Origin of the sequence: Aquidulcibacter sp. (genome assembly GCF_049239865.1) — a bacterium.
Taxonomy (GTDB): Bacteria; Pseudomonadota; Alphaproteobacteria; order Caulobacterales; family Aquidulcibacteraceae; genus Aquidulcibacter.
In genome coordinates this window covers 32606-48570 of sequence record NZ_JBMLTR010000132.1, presented here as the reverse complement: position 1 = coordinate 48570, position 15965 = coordinate 32606, and the positions used below count along the sequence as shown (strand labels likewise).

The 15965-nt window shown below is 56.9% G+C and carries 13 protein-coding genes; 4 read left to right on the top strand and 9 right to left on the bottom strand.

Annotated features, from left to right (window positions below):
• Positions 1–90 precede the first annotated feature (90 nt).
• Entirely contained in the window at positions 91–642 is a 552-nt protein-coding gene (locus ACOVRA_RS09010; RefSeq protein WP_421719998.1) for a histidine phosphatase family protein, read from the bottom strand.
• Between the two features lie 22 nt (positions 643–664).
• Positions 665–1246 (bottom strand): VOC family protein, encoded by a 582-nt coding sequence (locus ACOVRA_RS09005; RefSeq protein WP_421719997.1) that lies wholly within the window; start codon positions 1244–1246, stop codon positions 665–667.
• 141 nt (positions 1247–1387) lie between these two features.
• On the opposite strand from ACOVRA_RS09005, the gene ACOVRA_RS09000 reads away from it, so the two are divergent.
• Positions 1388–2743, top strand: a complete 1356-nt coding sequence (locus tag ACOVRA_RS09000) for an amidohydrolase (protein WP_421719996.1) — start codon at positions 1388–1390, stop codon at positions 2741–2743.
• Between the two features lie 7 nt (positions 2744–2750).
• On the opposite strand, the gene ACOVRA_RS08995 is transcribed toward ACOVRA_RS09000, so the two are convergent.
• The 4 genes from ACOVRA_RS08995 to miaA form a co-directional block, all read right to left on the bottom strand.
• Positions 2751–3506: a histidine phosphatase family protein gene (locus tag ACOVRA_RS08995; RefSeq protein ID WP_421719995.1), complete on the bottom strand. Its 756-nt coding sequence runs from the start codon at positions 3504–3506 to the stop codon at positions 2751–2753.
• The gene (locus ACOVRA_RS08990; RefSeq protein ID WP_421719994.1) at positions 3503–4597 is read right to left on the bottom strand and encodes a CaiB/BaiF CoA transferase family protein; all 1095 of its coding nucleotides are present in this window, start codon (positions 4595–4597) and stop codon (positions 3503–3505) included. The genes ACOVRA_RS08995 and ACOVRA_RS08990 overlap by 4 nt, the downstream gene beginning before the upstream one ends.
• Before the next feature lie 95 nt (positions 4598–4692).
• On the bottom strand, positions 4693–5370 hold the full coding sequence (locus tag ACOVRA_RS08985; RefSeq protein ID WP_421719993.1) for a class I SAM-dependent DNA methyltransferase: 678 nt from the start codon (positions 5368–5370) through the stop codon (positions 4693–4695).
• Positions 5367–6236 carry a tRNA (adenosine(37)-N6)-dimethylallyltransferase MiaA gene (gene miaA, locus ACOVRA_RS08980; protein ID WP_421719992.1) on the bottom strand — a complete coding sequence of 290 codons (870 nt, stop codon included), beginning with the start codon at positions 6234–6236 and terminating at the stop codon, positions 5367–5369. The genes ACOVRA_RS08985 and miaA overlap by 4 nt, the downstream gene beginning before the upstream one ends.
• 70 nt (positions 6237–6306) lie before the next feature.
• Here miaA and serB point away from each other — a divergent pair, with 70 nt between their 5' ends.
• The gene (gene serB, locus ACOVRA_RS08975; RefSeq protein WP_421719991.1) at positions 6307–7170 is read left to right on the top strand and encodes a phosphoserine phosphatase SerB; all 864 of its coding nucleotides are present in this window, start codon (positions 6307–6309) and stop codon (positions 7168–7170) included.
• Positions 7171–7257: 87 nt separating this feature from the next.
• Positions 7258–8652 carry an alpha/beta fold hydrolase gene (locus ACOVRA_RS08970; RefSeq protein WP_421719990.1) on the top strand — a complete coding sequence of 465 codons (1395 nt, stop codon included), beginning with the start codon at positions 7258–7260 and terminating at the stop codon, positions 8650–8652.
• Positions 8653–8682: 30 nt separating this feature from the next.
• On the opposite strand, the gene ACOVRA_RS08965 is transcribed toward ACOVRA_RS08970, so the two are convergent.
• Together ACOVRA_RS08965 and ACOVRA_RS08960 are read right to left on the bottom strand one after the other, a co-directional pair.
• A complete protein-coding gene (locus ACOVRA_RS08965) occupies positions 8683–10353 on the bottom strand; it encodes a phosphate ABC transporter substrate-binding/OmpA family protein (protein ID WP_421719989.1) in 1671 nt (556 codons plus the stop codon).
• 88 nt (positions 10354–10441) lie between these two features.
• Positions 10442–11812, bottom strand: coding sequence for a S1C family serine protease (locus tag ACOVRA_RS08960; protein WP_421719988.1), 1371 nt, complete (start codon positions 11810–11812; stop codon positions 10442–10444).
• A gap of 174 nt (positions 11813–11986) precedes the next feature.
• On the opposite strand from ACOVRA_RS08960, the gene ACOVRA_RS08955 reads away from it, so the two are divergent.
• The gene (locus ACOVRA_RS08955) at positions 11987–14092 is read left to right on the top strand and encodes a TonB-dependent receptor plug domain-containing protein (RefSeq protein WP_421719987.1); all 2106 of its coding nucleotides are present in this window, start codon (positions 11987–11989) and stop codon (positions 14090–14092) included.
• Positions 14093–14108: 16 nt separating this feature from the next.
• On the opposite strand, the gene ACOVRA_RS08950 is transcribed toward ACOVRA_RS08955, so the two are convergent.
• On the bottom strand, positions 14109–15890 hold the full coding sequence (locus ACOVRA_RS08950; protein ID WP_421719986.1) for a peptide MFS transporter: 1782 nt from the start codon (positions 15888–15890) through the stop codon (positions 14109–14111).
• Positions 15891–15965 lie beyond the last annotated feature (75 nt).

Here is a 15965-nt window from a genome sequence, read left to right as displayed (position 1 = left end):
AAGGCGCGGGAGTTAGCATGCCAAAGACCTCTGCGGCAATGAAACTTGACACATTGCCGCGATCTCACGGCCTTGTGACTCACCCGGCCGTCAAGTCAGGCGGATGGGCGCTTCCTCACCAAGGCTTTCCACTGTCAGAGTGCCGCCAACATTGCGCAGGATCGTGACCGACGCGTGGCCGGGCTTAAAGCAGGTCACGCTGTGGGATTTCGTCGCAATCCCCACCGCCGCATTGATCGCCACAAAGTGCGAAAACACCAATGTGTCTTGGCTGAGCTCCAACAAAGCTTGGCCAATCTGGTCACGCCAATCGCGCAGCCCTTGATCGACATGGCCATCCTGCCAGGACCCACTCATGACCTTAGTCAGCCAGTCGCGATGATCGGTCACATGGGCTGGAACCGGGATTTCTGCGACGCGCGGCTCGATATGAGGGGTGAAGTCTATGGCAGCCGCACTCGGCTGCGCCGTCTCTTGGCAACGCGCCAAAGGTGAGGTGAGGAGCTTTTTGGCCCCAACGTCAGCCAAGCGCTTGGCGGCGGCTTCGGCTTGCTGATGTCCCAATTCAGACAAGCCAGGATTAGGGTGGGCACCCCAAGTGGCGGCAGGCTCGGCGTGACGCACGAGGTAGATCAGGGACATGCAGGCTCCTAGTGGAAGGGATTTAGGTATTTTGCGCCGCGTTTAGGGCTTTTTGCTCGGCGGTCCGTGCCGTCCAAGCCGCGATGATGTCAGCGGCATTGGCGGATTCTTCGGCCATAATCTCATCATGCTTGGGGTCCCGACAGGTGATTTCCACGTTGATACCATTGGGATCATAGAAATAGATTGAATGGACGAAATGATGGTCGATTGGGCCAAAGCATGGGATGCCCGCTTGGTCTAGCCGATCTTTGAAGGCCATCATGGTGGCGTGATTTTCAGCTTCCATGGCGAAATGCAAATCCATGCCCCATTTCATTTTGAACTTGCCGCTATGGGCCCCTTCGGGAACATCGAAGAAGGCGACATAATTGCCGTCGCCCAGTTCAAAGAACAAATGCATGTAAGGGATGGGCCGACCAGAACCCGGCTCTTCCTCAAACACCAGAGCAGCCTTAAGTGGCAGGCCCAGAATATCTTCGTAGAATTTACGTGTCTCTTCGGCGTCACGGCAGCGAAAGGCACTATGGTGGACGCCCTTTAAAGCCGGAGCTGGATTGATTGCTTTGGCTTTGTCTGCAGCTCCTGCAAAGTCGATTGCCATGGCCATTTCCCCGAAAAATTCTGTGTTAGGTACTACTCTATCGCAGTTTTGGCAGAGGTATAGCCAAAAGGCTGTTGAGCATGAGCGGCCGTTTAGTCCTAGCCAGTTGACAGACCCCCGGTTCCACATAACGATCCCGTGATGAAAAATCTCACGCCGACCCGTATCGCCAGCCTTTTCTTGGCTCTTTCCATGGTTTCAGCCGCAAAGGCCCCAGCGCCGATTCCAGCAGCGGAGATTAATGCTGCTTCTGACGCCATGGCGACAAAAGTAGTGGCATGGCGGCGCGATATTCATGAACATCCAGAGCTTTCCAATCGCGAGTTTCGCACGGGCGCTTTGGTTGCCGCGCATCTAAAGTCTCTCGGCCTCGAAGTGCGGGAAAATGTTGCCAAAACAGGTGTGGTCGCGGTCTTGCGCGGGGGGCGTCCCGGCCCAGTTGTCGCGCTGCGGGCGGACATGGACGCGTTGCCTGTCCTGGAAGCGACAGGCCTGCCCTTTGCTTCCAAAGCAATCGGTGAGTATCTCGGCAATAAGGTGCCAGTTGCCCACGCCTGCGGTCATGATGCCCATACCGCGATGCTGATGGGGGCGGCCGAAGTCCTCGCCAAAATGAAGGACCGGATCCCTGGCACCATTGTCTTCATCTTCCAACCGGCAGAGGAAGGGGCACCTCCGGGCGAAAAAGGCGGGGCGTCGCTGATGATTGAAGAAGGCGCGCTGCAAAACCCCGCCCCTTCGGCGATTTTCGGCCTTCATGTTTTCCCCGGCGTCCCCGGCACAATCCATTATCGTCCGGGCGGCTTTATGGCGGCGTCGGACAAGTTCCAAGTCTTCATCAAGGGCAATCAGACCCATGGGGCCGCACCTTGGGCCGGGATCGACATCATGTCGCTACAGGCTGCGATTATCCAAGACTTCAACCGCTTGGCGGCGCGCACCGTCGATGTGACGGCGACACCGACCGTTATCACTACGGCCATGGTTCATGGAGGCGTACGGTATAATATCATCCCTGAGACCTTAGAAATGGGCGGCACCTTGCGCACCTTTGACACCGCGCAACGCCAAGACATCAAGAACAAGATGGAAAAAACGGTTGTGTCCCTCGCCGCCGCCTATGGTGCGGAAGCCAAGATCGCCTTTAACAGCGGGGACCCATATGGCGGCAATAATGTCACCTTCAACGACCCTGATTTGGCGCGCGCCACCCAATCGGCGTTGGAAGAAGCAGCAGGAGCAGGCAAGGTGAATATCAATCGTCCGCCTATTACTGGCGCGGAAGATTTTGCAGACTATCAAGCCGTGATTCCGGGCGTCTTCTATCATCTGGGGGTCAGCAAAGCGGGCGTCCCAGAATCGGAATGGACCATCAATCACGCACCCAATTTCGACACCAATGAAGACGTTCTACCCATCGGAGTGCGCACCTTGGTGATGACGTCCATTCGCTATCTGGAACGCGGTGTGCCTGCCGTGCGGACGAAGGGGAGTTGAGGGCTGGCTAGCCCTCCACCTCATCCTCCAGCTCAGGGGCTGTAAAGATCGCCTCGAAGCTGGTTTGGTGCATGCCAGCCTTTAGCCAGCCGTAGGGCGTGACATTGGTGGCTTTGATAATGCGGCGCTCGATCCGGCTGACAGGATTGTCGCCCTCTTCGGGTACCAGATCAAAGTCGAGCACATTGACGCAGGCCAAATCTTGCTCAAACGGCAGCGAAGCCGACGGCCCTGCCCCGCACATCCAACCGAGCAACAACCGGTTGATGCCTTCATGGGCGACAACCAATGCGCTGCTCCAGCCCGGACGGTGTAGCAAGGCTTCGATGGAGGCCACTGCGCGCGCATAGGCATCAGCGAACAGTTCGCCGCCTTCAAAGAAGGTCGCGCCTTCCTTGCCAGCCTGTTCGAAGGTGAAGGTCAGATAGGCGCTCAATTCTTCGCGCGTCGCAAAGGGGATGAATTTGCCGGAATGGAGCTCGGTTAGACCTGGCTCATCCTCTAACACCGGTGGCGCTACATGCTGGGACAGCACGATTTCTGCGGTCTCGCGCGTGCGGCGCAAGCCTGAGCAGATCGCAATATCTAAGGGCACATGGGCAAAGGCAGCCGCCGCCGCTTTGGCCTGCTCTTTGCCCAGCGGCGTCAAGCGCGCAATCGTCGGGTCTTGCGATTTGACGACTTCACGTGAGCCATAATCAACATGGCCATGGCGCATCAAATAAATGCGGCGGCGGCCGGTTGTCCCTTCCAAAGCGCTCATGAAGAGATGCCCCAATCGGCCAAAATGTCTTGGCTATGTTGACCGGGTTTAGGGGCCACAGAGCGAATGATGCCGGGGGTTTTAGAGAAACGGGGTGCCGGTGCAGGTTGGGTGACTCCTTCGACTTCCACAAAGGTCTGGCGCGCCACATTGTGGGGATGCTGGGCTGCCTCTTCCCAACTCAAGACAGGCGCAAAGCACACATCGGTGCCTTCCATGATGGCCGTCCACTCATCCCGCGTCTTGGTCTTGAAGATCGCAGCAATCTTCTCCGACAAGACCGGCCAATTGGCGCGGTCAAACTGGTTTTGGAAGGCAGGGTCGGTGATCTCGGCCTGTTGCAGCAAGAGCGCGTAGAATTGCGGTTCAATCGAACCAATCGAAACCCATTTGCTATCGCTGGTCTCATAGCAATCATAGAAATGAGCGCCGCCGTCGAGCAAATTGGCATCGCGCGTGTCTTGCCACATGCCGCTGGCGCGCATACCCCAGAACATGGAGGTGAGTGAGGCCGCGCCATCGGTCATGGCTACGTCAATCACTTGGCCCTCACCTTTTGCGCGGGCATGAATGACCCCAGCCAACAGACCAAACGCGAGATAAAGCGCGCCACCGCCGTAGTCGCCAATCAGATTGAGTGGCGGCGCTGGGGGCTCTCCCTGCCGACCGGTTGCCCAAAGAGCGCCCGTCAAAGCAATATAATTAAGGTCGTGGCCAGCCGCTTTTGCCAAGGGTCCGAACTGCCCCCAGCCCGTCATGCGGCCATAAACAAGCTTTGGATTGCGCGCCAAAACCACATCTGGGCCGAGACCCAATTTCTCCAACACGCCGGGGCGATAGCCTTCCAGCATGGCATCGGCCTGTTCCAACAGCTTCAAGCATGTTTCGACATCGTCAGGGTTTTTCAGGTCAAGGCTGATCGAACGGCGACCGCGCCCGGTTACGTCTTTTGCCCCACCACCTGAACGCGACCGGGGGCCATCAATGCGGATGACGTCGGCACCCAAGTCAGACAACAACATGCCGCAGAAAGGTCCTGGACCAATTGCTTCAAACTCGACGACTTTGACACCACTTAATGGTCCGGACATGGCTTTCCCCTTGAGCTATTGGTTTGCGACCCTTCACGAGCCTTTGGCCAATCTGTTGCGACAATGCGGGGAAAAGCGCAATGCCCAAAGCCACTTCAGGCAGGGGATAAAGTCCAGTCTACCACCCACGGCCAATCCGGCCCACGGCGCAATATCTTAGCCGGTGCCTCAGCCCCCAAATCGCGGGCCTGCCATTCCTTAAGTCCGTCGACGCGCAGGCCTATGCGATCAAAAGCTGACAGCCAATCCTGAAACGGATGGGCAAACGCGGGCATCGTAATTTCGGTACCTTCTGCGGTTTTGAAATGCGCCGATATGCCCTGCAAGGACACAAAGGGATGGATCTCGATGATCTTGATCGTGCCATCGGCCCGCAGCAAGCGTCTCGCCTCTCGCAAGGGTTGCTCGAGATCTGCCACATGTTCCAGCGTCAGCGAGAACAGGATGAAGTCCGCGCTTTGATCCGGCAAGGGAATGGGCGCGCTCATATCTGCTTGAAATAAGGTCCAGCTCGCGTCGCGTTTGCGCGCCTCTGCCAACATGGCTGCTGACAGATCAAAGCCGATGAGACTGGAGGCCCCACGCGCTGCCAAGGCCGCCAAATTGCGCCCAGTACCGCAGCCAAACTCCAGACACGTCTTCTGAGACAGGAGAAGTGAGGCTTGGCTGAGAGCATAGCTAGCGGCAAAGACCATCGGATTGTCATAGCCATCATAGCTCGCCGCCCAGACATCATAAGCGGCTGCCACATCCAAGGTCACAGGTTCGCTCATACAGGAATGACCTTCCAGTCCGCCGCACGGTTACGGATCCACGTCATTTGCCGCTTGGCATAATGACGGCTGTCGAGGATGGAGCGCGAGATGGCTTCATCATAGCCGCATTGCTCTTCAAAGAAATCGATCAGGCCGGGCATCCCGACTGCCTTCATCACGGGCAAATCGGGCTCCAACCGACGTTGATACAGCGCGTGGGCTTCATTGAGACCGCCGTCCTCCATCATGCGTTCAAAGCGCGCCTCAATCCGGGCATAGAGCACATCGCGCTCAGGCATCAGGGCGATACCCTCCCAGGTGCCTAGCGCCAGCACGGGTGGTTGTGGGTCTTGGTGCCAGTCGGACAAGGCCCTGCCGGTTGCTTCAAAAACTTCTAAAGCCCGTGCGATGCGCACGGCGTCCTTGGGTTCAATCTTGCGGGCCGCTTTAGGGTCGACCTCCATCAAGCGTGCATGAGCAGCACGCGGATCAGCGCCAACCAGCCTTCGGGTAGAGGCCCGCACGTCCGGCGGGACAGGCGGAGTTGGCACCAAGCCTTGCGTCAAGGCATGCGCATATAGGCCTGTACCCCCCACCAGAATCGGGCGGCGACCGCGGGACTGAATATCGGCAATTGCCGCTTCGGTCTCTGCCAGCCAAGCCCCAGTCGAATAGGCGACTGCCCCGTCGACATGGCCAAACAAATGATGCGGTACGTCGCCCATTTCAGCCACGCTGGGCCGCGCCGTCAGGATTTCCAAATCTGCATAGACTTGCATCGAGTCCATGTTGATGACTTCGCCATTTTGCTTGATAGCAGCATCAATGGCATAGGCGGTCTTGCCCGAAGCCGTGGGGCCGAGAATAAGGAGGGCGGTTTGCATGGCCTGCCTCTAGCCCAAGTTCCGGCATACCGCCAATAGTCTGATGCGTATAAGCTGAATGGAGTTCGAATTGCCCTCTTTGATCCTCGTGAGCCCCACTGGCGAAAAAGTCCTTGAAGAAGCCTTGGCGCGGATCGAAGCCCTTTGGGGTGAGGTTTCCATAAAGACGATTGAAGCAGGCGAAGCGCTCCATATCAGCGCCACCGAGGGAGACGTCGAAGAGGCCATTTCTTGGCTAGACGGATTGCCACTCGATGTTTCGGCGCGCGCCCCTAAACGCATGGGCCTTCTGGTGGCAGACATGGATTCCACCATTATCGGCTGTGAATGCCTCGATGAATTGGCTGACTTTGCCAATAAGAAGGCTGAAGTGTCCGCCATTACTGAACGCGCGATGGCTGGCGAACTCAATTTTGAAGGCGCCCTGACAGAGCGGGTCGCGATGTTGACGGGCCTTGAGTTGGCGGCTTTACAAGCCTGCTATGATGCGCGCGTGGCTCTCAACCCCGGTGCCGAAGTCTTTGTGCGAACCATGGCCAGCTTGGGTGCGCATTGTGCTTTGGTCTCGGGTGGGTTCAGCTTCTTTACCAGCCGCGTTGCAGAACGCGCTGGCTTTCATACAAATCGCGCCAATCAATTACTGGACGACGGTGCTCGCCTAACAGGGAAAGTCGGGCTGCCAATTTTGGGCAAGGAAGCCAAGTTAGCAGCTTTGAAGGAAGATGCAGCGCGCCTGAACCTCGATCTCACAGAGACCCTCGCGATTGGCGATGGGGCCAACGACTTGATGATGATTGAAGCAGCAGGCCTTGGCATCGCCTATCGGGCCAAGCCCATCGTTGCCGCTCAAGCCCCCGCCCGGATTGAACATGGAACTTTGGAGAGCGCCCTCTTCTTCCAAGGCATCCCACGTAACGCGTTCGTAGCAGTCTGAAAGCCCTAAAACCTTACCTCGAATTCATTTGAGTTGCCTGCCCCTTCCCGCCTAGGACGAGCACGGGATCTATTTGAGGGGGTGTTTATGACTCGTGGGTTTTTATTGGCGACAGCCGTGCTGTCGGTGGCTTTGGCCGGAGGTTCAGCCTTTGCAGGTCAAACTGGTGGCTCGCAATCAACGGCAGAATTGACGCGGCGCGCGGCTTTGGGCGTGGCGCTTGAAAACACCAGCGACGGCCCGAAAGTGACAATAGTCACCCCGCAATTGACGGCGGCCTCGGCTGGCGTGGAACCCGGCGACATCATCCTAAGCGTCAATGGCAAGGCAACCAAAACCAATTCAGAGCTGGTTGCTGCCGCTGGGCTATTGCGCGCGGGCGATGTCGCGACATTGAGCATCAAGCGCGGCGCAGACACTAAGAATGTCACCGCGAAAGCCACCGCCCGCCCACTTGAATCCATTCTAGGTGCCGATGTCCGCTATGGGACGGTCACGTTTAAAGATGGCCGCTTGCGCGACATTCTAGTGACCCCGAAGGCAGCGGCGCCGGGTGCCCCGGTCGTCTTTTTGGTCCAAGGCTATGGCTGCGGCAGCGTCGAAGGCCCACCTACCCATCCTTATCACCTCTTGGCCAAAACTTTGGCAGAGGCGGGGATTGGGTCCTACCGGATCGAAAAGCTTGGCATGGGTGACAGCCTGACCAATACCCCCTGTCTCAAAACCGACTTTGCGTTGGAGATGGAAGGCTTTGAAGCGGGCTACCAAGCCCTCATCAAGGATCGCGGCATTAGCGCTGATCGCATCATCATTCTGGGCCATTCTATGGGCGGAATTCAAGCGCCCCTGATTGCTGCCAAAGGGCCAGCACCACGCGGCGTAATGGTCTATGGCACGGCGCTGCGCAACTGGCAGGACTATATGCAAGAGCTATTTGCCATGCAGGGTTTCTTGTCGGCCGGAGCCGACCCTGCAGAAGCCGAGCAGGCTGCCAAGGCCTTCCGGCCTCTCATGCAGCGCATTTTCAATGAAGATGTCAGCTTGAAAACCATCGCCAGTGAAAACCCCAATCATGAAGCCATGTTGCGCAGCGCGTTTGATTGGGATGGTGACGATTTGATCCTGGGCCGCAATCTTGCCTATTGGCGCGGCGTCGCCGCTCAAGACACAGTGGCGGCTTGGCGCGACACTAAGGCGCCGGTTCTGGCGATTTATGGCGAGGCGGATTTTGCTGCGATTGATGAGCGGGACCACAAACGGATTGTCGATGTCGTCAACTTCTACCGTCCGGGCACCGCGACCTATCGCTTCTTGCCTCTCACAGGTCATGGCTTTGACATTCAAGCAAGCCGGGATGAGGTGCGGGCAGCCAATCAAGCAGGCAAGCCCGTGACTGTGGCCCCCTATAATCCAGAATTGACCAAAATGATGGCGGCTTGGATTAATGCCCTGCCAACCAAGGGCCAGATTACAGCAAACTAGGTCGCGTATGTGGCAGGTGTCGCAGAGCTTTTAGCCCTTCGGCACCGGCTCACCTTCCGCAGGGGCGCGCGGCGGGCCCAAGCGAACACCGGCTGGTATGCCCCGTGTCGTCGTTTCCGCTTCAGCACCTAGATTGATGAGTGGGCAAGCCGGTGGCGCGCACAGCCAAATTTCCACCCGCCGATTGCGAATGCGTCCGCGCTCGTCGGAATTTGAGCCGACTGGCAAAGAGTCGCCGTAAGAACGCACAACGCCAGGGGTGACGCCAAGGCCTTGTAACGCCAAAGCGACGGTTTCCGCTCGCGATTGTGCTAGGCCGATATTGGTGACGCGAGCGCCCACATTGTCGGCAAAACCCAATACCGCGATCCGACGCTTATCAATCTGGTTCTTATTGATGAAGGCAACAAAGCGCTTGAGGTCTTCTTCCGCGCGTGAATCTGGCTGATTGGCACCATCATAGAAGCGAATGTCAAAATTCATCCGCTCTGCAAAGCGGCCAAAGGTTCGATAGTCATTCGGTGCATCCGGCGGGGACAAGACCTTTACCGCGCCTAACCGCAGAGGCGTAATGCCCATGCGCGCCACTAGTTCTTGGCCCGGTTGGGAAATCGCAAAATCGGCTAAATCACGTGCGTTGGGATCGCCGCCCGACGAGCCGACATAAACAAACAGCCGTTCTGTAAAGGGGTAGGTCTCGGTCGAGATCGAAAAATCATCGGCACCAACCGAGCGTGCGCTGCGTTCATTCAACGCTAGTGCTTTAACCCCACCGCTGCCCCGGCGGGTAATCCCGATTGCCTTTTCATCTCGGCTAACCGCGTCGGCCACGGCGACGGGATCATCCAAGAAAGTGACGGTTTCAGGCGGCTCACGATCGCCCAATAGACGTCCAGCTGGGCTGGAGTCGAAATCCGCACCGAGATTTTCCAATTTAATCGAAATGCGGCCGGAACCATCCTTAGAAACCTGATTCCAATCGGTGAATTCACCACTCAAAATCCGGCTCAAGGTTTCGGTGTCGATCCGATTGATCGGATTATTGCGGTTGACGACGACGAGGCTGGCATCCAGCCCAATGATCTTTTCACTCGATGCATTGGTGAAATTGCCCAAGGCCGACAGGCGGTCTGCTTCACCGGGCAGGACTTGGCGGGACGACATCACCGCCTCGAGGCGTCGTTGTGTCAAAGCTTCAAAGCCACCATGAGAGGAGCCTAGCGCAATCAGCACGCGGGCATTTTTTCCGCCCCGCGACCCGGTCACTTCAATGACCTTGTCACCTTGTTCTGCCCGCACAGAGGAATAGCCCCTTACCCGCATCCAAGCCGATACGAGATCCATCATCACATTGGGGCCCATGCTGGACGCGCCACCGATCCGGAATAGCACGTCGGCTGGCTTGGCCTGCCCTGCTGCAAAGTCCTCAGTGATTGGAATTTGCCCTTGGTCCTGCGCGGCAACGCGCTGCCCTTCGGCTTGAAACAGCCAAGACATATAAAAAAGCACCAGAATGCCGACAACAATCACCAAGCCCGTCACAGCCATCAACCAACCGAGCAAATCAAGCTTCAAGTTGAAACGCGGCATTTTCGGCAAGGCTGGGCCTTTGCGAGGCGCTGGTTTTGCGGGTTTCCTTGGAGAGTCTGGATTGATCACCTTATTCCAGTCATAAGGCACATCGTCGCGGCCGTCTGCCATCCAGAATTCCCCAGGTTACCAAGTCTGCTATTTCGCGTGCCAAGCGATAGTCGAGGCGGACTGAAAGGTCTAGCTTCGCTGCCTGTTACTAGCGCGTTGGACGCAGCGCCCGATAAATCGGCTGCCCATCCCGATACAAGCGAATAACGACAGCATCGCGTTTGCGGGCTGCAGCCTGCAGCGCCGCCCGCGCTTCTTGTGGACTCGCGATTGCTTGACCTTGCACTTCAAGCAAGCCATCGCCTGGGCGAACCTGATCCTTGCCAGGCCCAAACGGATCGAGAGCTGTGACGACGACCCGCACTTCGGGCGGCAGTTTTGGACGATCAGACGGGGCGGCTGCACGCAATACCAAACCCATCACAGAGACCGTGGGCATCGCTTGCGGCGTGGGTGCCCGCACTTCGGTGGGAGCGCGCCCGATAACCAGATTGGCAAAAATGGCTTGTCGCCCGCGGAATCCCTCGACCTTTATTTTGGAACCCGCCGGTGCTGCTGCGGCGAAGCGAGCTAAGGCACGTGGATCTGTCACGGGCTGACCTGCCCATTTCAAGATCCGATCTCCCATACGCAAACCAGCCTTGGCAGCAGGCGAGTTGGCTGCGACGTCGGCAACAATGACGCCATTCTGCCCGGTACCGCCTTCCTCAGGCGTCAATAGGCGCGCGCGCAGCCCAATCCATCCGCGTTGCACGCTGCCGGTTTGAAGTATGTCGGACACAATTTTGCGCGCCAAATTCGACGGCACCGCGAAGCCAACCCCAACCGAACCACCTTGCGTGCCGCCGGGCGAGACGATGGCTGTATTGACGCCAATCACTTCACCGCGCGCATTGAACAAAGGCCCGCCGGAATTGCCACGATTGATGGCTGCATCGGTCTGCAAGAAGTCGTCATAGCGCCCGGCCTGCAAATCGCGGTTGCGAGCCGAAATCACGCCGACCGACAAGGAATTACCAAGACCAAACGGGCTGCCAATCGCGATGGCCCAATCGCCAACACGTGCCGCGTCACTATTGCCCCAAGTGACGCTGGCCAAACGCTGTGCCCCCGTAGTGCGCAGAACGGCGAGATCGGTCTCCGTATCGCGTCCGACCAAGGTGGCAGGCAAGGTGGTGCCATCCACTAGAAAAATCTCAAACCGGTCGTTGCCTTCGATGACATGGTTATTGGTGACGACAACGCCGCGCGGATCAATCACAAAGCCCGAGCCCGTTGAAGCCCCCCCTGCAGCTGCATGCACGGAATCGCGCGGGGCACCGACTAAGGAGCGCTTAGCCCGGATCGCAACGACAGCAGGCTGAAGTCGGGCGGAAAGATCAGCGAACCCGTTGCCCAACCCGACGGCGGGGCCCGCTGGTGCTGGCCCTACGCTCTGCGCACCCACAGGCTCAAGGCCTGAGAGGCCAAGCCCGACTACAGAAATCCATAAACAAGCAAGCAAGCGCGCAGTGGTCATGAGCTACGACTTAGACCGGAGCGGGCAATTGGGAAAGTAACCCCCTGCCTCAAAGCGCACGCAAACTCATAAGTCCCTCAATTAAAAAAACTTCATGACAGCCTTTTCACGGGTATTTGAAGAAATAATCGGGGATAGAGGGGTCAATTGTTTTGTTTGGGCGGGGAAACACCCATGACACCTATATCTAATCGCACGCTTGCTTTTGCGCTTGCACCTCTTGTTCTTGTCGGCACATTTTGCTTGACGCCCGCCTTGGCGCAAACAGCAGCTAGTCCCGGCCCAACTTCTGGTGCGGCCAATGCCTTGCCGGACTTGGTTGATGGTAAGCGCACCTTCCAGCCAGCATACTTCACTGACATTTTGCCCCAAACAGCCGCCGACATGGTGGTTCGCATTCCAGGCTTCAACATTGATGATGGCGAGTCTGTTCGCGGATTTGGCGGGGCCGCCGGCAATGTGCTGATCGACGGCTCACGGCCAACGAGCAAGAATGAGGGTCTATTCTCCATACTTGCGCGGATTCCGGCCGGAAATGTTGAGAAGATCGAACTCTTGGAAGGAGCCGCCGCAGGTGCATTAGCACCGGGCAAGAGCCTCGTCGTCAATGTGATCCGCAAGGCCAACAATAAGGCTAGTGGCAAGTGGGAAGTGCAAGCCACGGGCGTGGGGAGTGGCCGCATCAAGCCCAAACTCGACACATCTTATACCTCAAAGCTGGGCGGCTTTAATGTCACCACGGGTCTGCATGCCGAAATTGAAAATGTTGAAGACTTCATCGGCTATGAGGGCCTATTGACGCCCTCCGGCGTTTATACCGAGCGCGGGCCAAATGATGATCGTCGTCGCTCAAAATATGCCCAAGCGACCTTTGCGATGGACGGCAAGATTGGTGACACCAAGCTCAATGCCAATGCCAGCTATATGGAAGGCAAGTTTAGCCGGAACTGGGTCCACTTGGCATTTAGAGCGAATGCTATTGTGCCGTTTCGGGTTGACGAGGGTAAGGAAGAAGGCTCGACCAGGCGCTGGGAAATTGGCGGCGACTTAGAACGTGATGTGGCCGGATGGACCGGCAAGCTTGCGCTATTGGCAAAGGCTACGGAGGACGAAAACCTTGATCTCGCAGGCTTTAACACCGTTGGGCAGACCAAAAATTTCGGTCGCTTCATTGCCGACTCCACCAATGAAGAGCGGGTGGTGCGCCTAACATTCAAAAAGAAATTCGGAGCCCACCAAATCGAGACTGGCGGCGAACTGGCTTACAATAGTCTGGATTTCGTCGGCCAATATGCTGAAGGCAATGGTATTGTCTTTGTGGTTCGCCCGTCCGACATTTCCTCGACCGAGGTGTCGGAGAACCGGAAGGAAGCTTTCATCAGCGATTCATGGACTTTGTCGCCCAAGCTAACCCTCGAATCCACCCTTACGGGAGAATGGTCGACCATTGAGCAGACCGGGGCTTCTGGCAAGAAGCGCTCTTTCTTCTATCCAAAACCACGGATCAAAGCCGCTTGGAAGCCCCATAATGGCTGGACCTATCGGGTCGAGGTTGAACGTGTCGTAGGGCAATTGGACTTTGGAGCCTTTGCGGACTCAGCCTCTGTCGGTGACAACAATCAGAATAGCGGCAACCCCGAACTGCGGCCCGAGCAAGTGTGGTCGAGCCTGATCGGCGTGGAGCGACGCTGGGGCAAGCGTGGGGTGATCAATGTCTCCCTCGTTCAGGAAAAATTTGAAGATCAATTGACTCTCGTGCCGACCCGCAATGGCGGCGTGGCTTTAGGCAATGTGCCGGAAGCAGAGCGCTGGGGCTATAATGTTTCTTGGACCATCCCTTTAGCCGCACTCTTGGAAGGCCTAGAGATTGAAGGCAATTACCGTTGGCGCGATTCAGAGCTGACAGACCCAATTACCAATAAGACCCGGCCATTCTCTGGCTGGAATGGCAAGAATTTCAACACCAACATCACCTATGAAATTCCCAAAAAGAAGTTGCGGCTGGGTGCGTGGTACTGGCGCGGCAATAATAACCGCGAATACCGCCCCGACCAGACCTTTTTGTGGGACACGATCCAGAATTGGGGTGCGTGGATTGAGACCAAGGCTTACAAGAATTTGAGCCTAGAATTTGGTGTCGAAGATCCAAATGGTACGACCTTCAACCGTCTGCGGACAGACTTCACCCCCGACCGACGGTCAGGGGTGGTGCGTCAAACCCAATATCGGGAGCGATCCAAGGATGGGGTCTGGTATCTTCTGGTCAAAGGGACGTTCTGACCAGAAGATACCAACCTTATTTCACGCCGTGAGCCAGCTTCTTCAGAAGTGGAGAAGCCAAGGCCATCACGATCCCGATCCCAATCGACCACAGACCAATGGTGCTGAAAACTTCCAGCGAGGTCGCCAAGGCCTTGGCAGGATCGGTGACTTGACCCGCCACTGTCTCGGTCGCAGTCAATTGCGCGATGATGCCACCTAGATATTGCGCGCCAGAGCTTGCCAAGAACCACGTTGCCATCAAGGTCGAAAGCAGTTTTGGCGTGGACAATTTCGTCATCCAGCTGAGGCCTACGGGGCTTAAGCAGAGCTCACCGGTCGTGTGGAGCAAATAGGCCAGTGCCAAGAAGATCACGGGCACGCGGGCCTGGTCATCGGCAAACTTCGCGCCCCAAACCAAGATCAAGAAGCCAAGACCCACTTGCACCAAGGCGATTGCGAATTTCATCGGCGCCGATGGGTCCATATTGCGCTGACCCAGCTTCACCCAGAGCCACGCAAAGGCGGGGGCAAAGATTAGAATAAAGCCTGAGTTGAAGCTTTGGGTTTGCGGCGCGCTGATGCTGACAAAGCCATTATTCGGCAAAGCCACGTTGGTCGCGGTAAAGAGTGACAGCGACGAACCGGCTTGTTCAAACAATGTCCAGAACACAACCGAAGCCGCGATCAAGACCAAAGCCAAGATTAGGCGGCCAGCCTCTTCTTTGCTGCATGCCGTCATCATGTGATAGACGATGTAGATCAGGACGGCAGCCGAGCCCAAGGCCAACATATTGCCGACCAATTGGTTGTTTTGTACCAAGAACCAAATCGCAGGCACCGAGACAATCGCCCCGATATAGATGGCGGTCTCAAGATTGATCGGCCCCAAGACTTTCTTCTTCAAGGCTTCAGGATTGGGCGGTTCGCCCTTGCCGTCCAAGCTGTCCTTGCCGCGCACAAAGGCGATATAGCCCGCCAACATGCCGACGCCTGCAAGGCCAAAGCCTGCCCACCAGCCCACAACAGTCCCTAAGGCACCGCAGAGAATAGCGGCCCAGAATGCCCCCAAATTGATGCCGTAATAATAGAGGGTGAAACCTGGGTCTCGACGTGGGTCGCCCTCCGGATAGAGTTGACCAACAATGGAGGAGATACTGGGCTTCAAAAAGCCCACGCCCAGAATGATCAAGGAAAGAGCGATGTAGAAGATGATCTCAAACGGACCTTCCGACTTCACCTTCTTCAACTCATAGCTGCCAGCCGGCAGGAGGGCTGGAACTGGTGCGGTAGCAGGCAGATCCTTGATCTCAATGCCCTTTTCCGAAGCACTATAAGCATAGGCTTGTTCGCCAATCTTCAGCTTGGCAACATAATCCTCGTTGCGTCCTTGGGTGACGAATTCATACGTCGCGCCCTGATAGGTCAAGGTCTGGGTGGTGGGCTTACCTTCAAATCCCATCGCAAAGTGGCCAAATACCAGCGCCAAAGCCCCGAAAGCAATGGCCTTGCGCGTGCCTAAGAAGCGGTCTGCCAACACCCCGCCGACCAAGGGCAAGAGATAGACCAGCGTCGTATAAGAGGAATAGGTCTTCTGCGCGTCGGCCTGGTCAAACAGGAAGTGCTGGACCAGATAGACCGTCAGCAGGCCACGCATCCCGTAATAGGAAAAGCGCTCCCACATTTCGGCAAAGAACAAGACGCGCAAGCCTTTGGGGTGATTTTTCATTTCTCTGGCGACGGGGAAAATCGTTCCCAACGTCACCAAAAGCCCACCGGCAAACACGATGTTCCAAATAACACCCCAAAGATCCGACATGATAACTCCCCCTGAGCGCTGTCTATAACAGCCCCGTGATCTGTGGCGCGCACATGATCACGGGATTGCGATGAG

Bases quoted from the DNA above. Each gene is read 5' to 3' on its own strand.
- ACOVRA_RS09000 (WP_421719996.1), top strand. From the start codon at position 1,388: ATGAAAAATCTCACGCCGACCCGTATCGCCAGCCTTTTCTTGGCTCTT.
- ACOVRA_RS08955 (WP_421719987.1), top strand. From the start codon at position 11,987: ATGACACCTATATCTAATCGCACGCTTGCTTTTGCGCTTGCACCTCTT.
- ACOVRA_RS08995 (WP_421719995.1), bottom strand. From the start codon at position 3,506: ATGAGCGCTTTGGAAGGGACAACCGGCCGCCGCCGCATTTATTTGATG.
- ACOVRA_RS09005 (WP_421719997.1), bottom strand. From the start codon at position 1,246: ATGGCAATCGACTTTGCAGGAGCTGCAGACAAAGCCAAAGCAATCAAT.
- ACOVRA_RS08960 (WP_421719988.1), bottom strand. From the start codon at position 11,812: ATGACCACTGCGCGCTTGCTTGCTTGTTTATGGATTTCTGTAGTCGGG.
- ACOVRA_RS08950 (WP_421719986.1), bottom strand. From the start codon at position 15,890: ATGTCGGATCTTTGGGGTGTTATTTGGAACATCGTGTTTGCCGGTGGG.
- miaA (WP_421719992.1), bottom strand. From the start codon at position 6,236: ATGCAAACCGCCCTCCTTATTCTCGGCCCCACGGCTTCGGGCAAGACC.
- ACOVRA_RS08990 (WP_421719994.1), bottom strand. From the start codon at position 4,597: ATGTCCGGACCATTAAGTGGTGTCAAAGTCGTCGAGTTTGAAGCAATT.
- ACOVRA_RS08970 (WP_421719990.1), top strand. From the start codon at position 7,258: ATGACTCGTGGGTTTTTATTGGCGACAGCCGTGCTGTCGGTGGCTTTG.
- ACOVRA_RS08965 (WP_421719989.1), bottom strand. From the start codon at position 10,353: ATGGCAGACGGCCGCGACGATGTGCCTTATGACTGGAATAAGGTGATC.
- ACOVRA_RS09010 (WP_421719998.1), bottom strand. From the start codon at position 642: ATGTCCCTGATCTACCTCGTGCGTCACGCCGAGCCTGCCGCCACTTGG.
- ACOVRA_RS08985 (WP_421719993.1), bottom strand. From the start codon at position 5,370: ATGAGCGAACCTGTGACCTTGGATGTGGCAGCCGCTTATGATGTCTGG.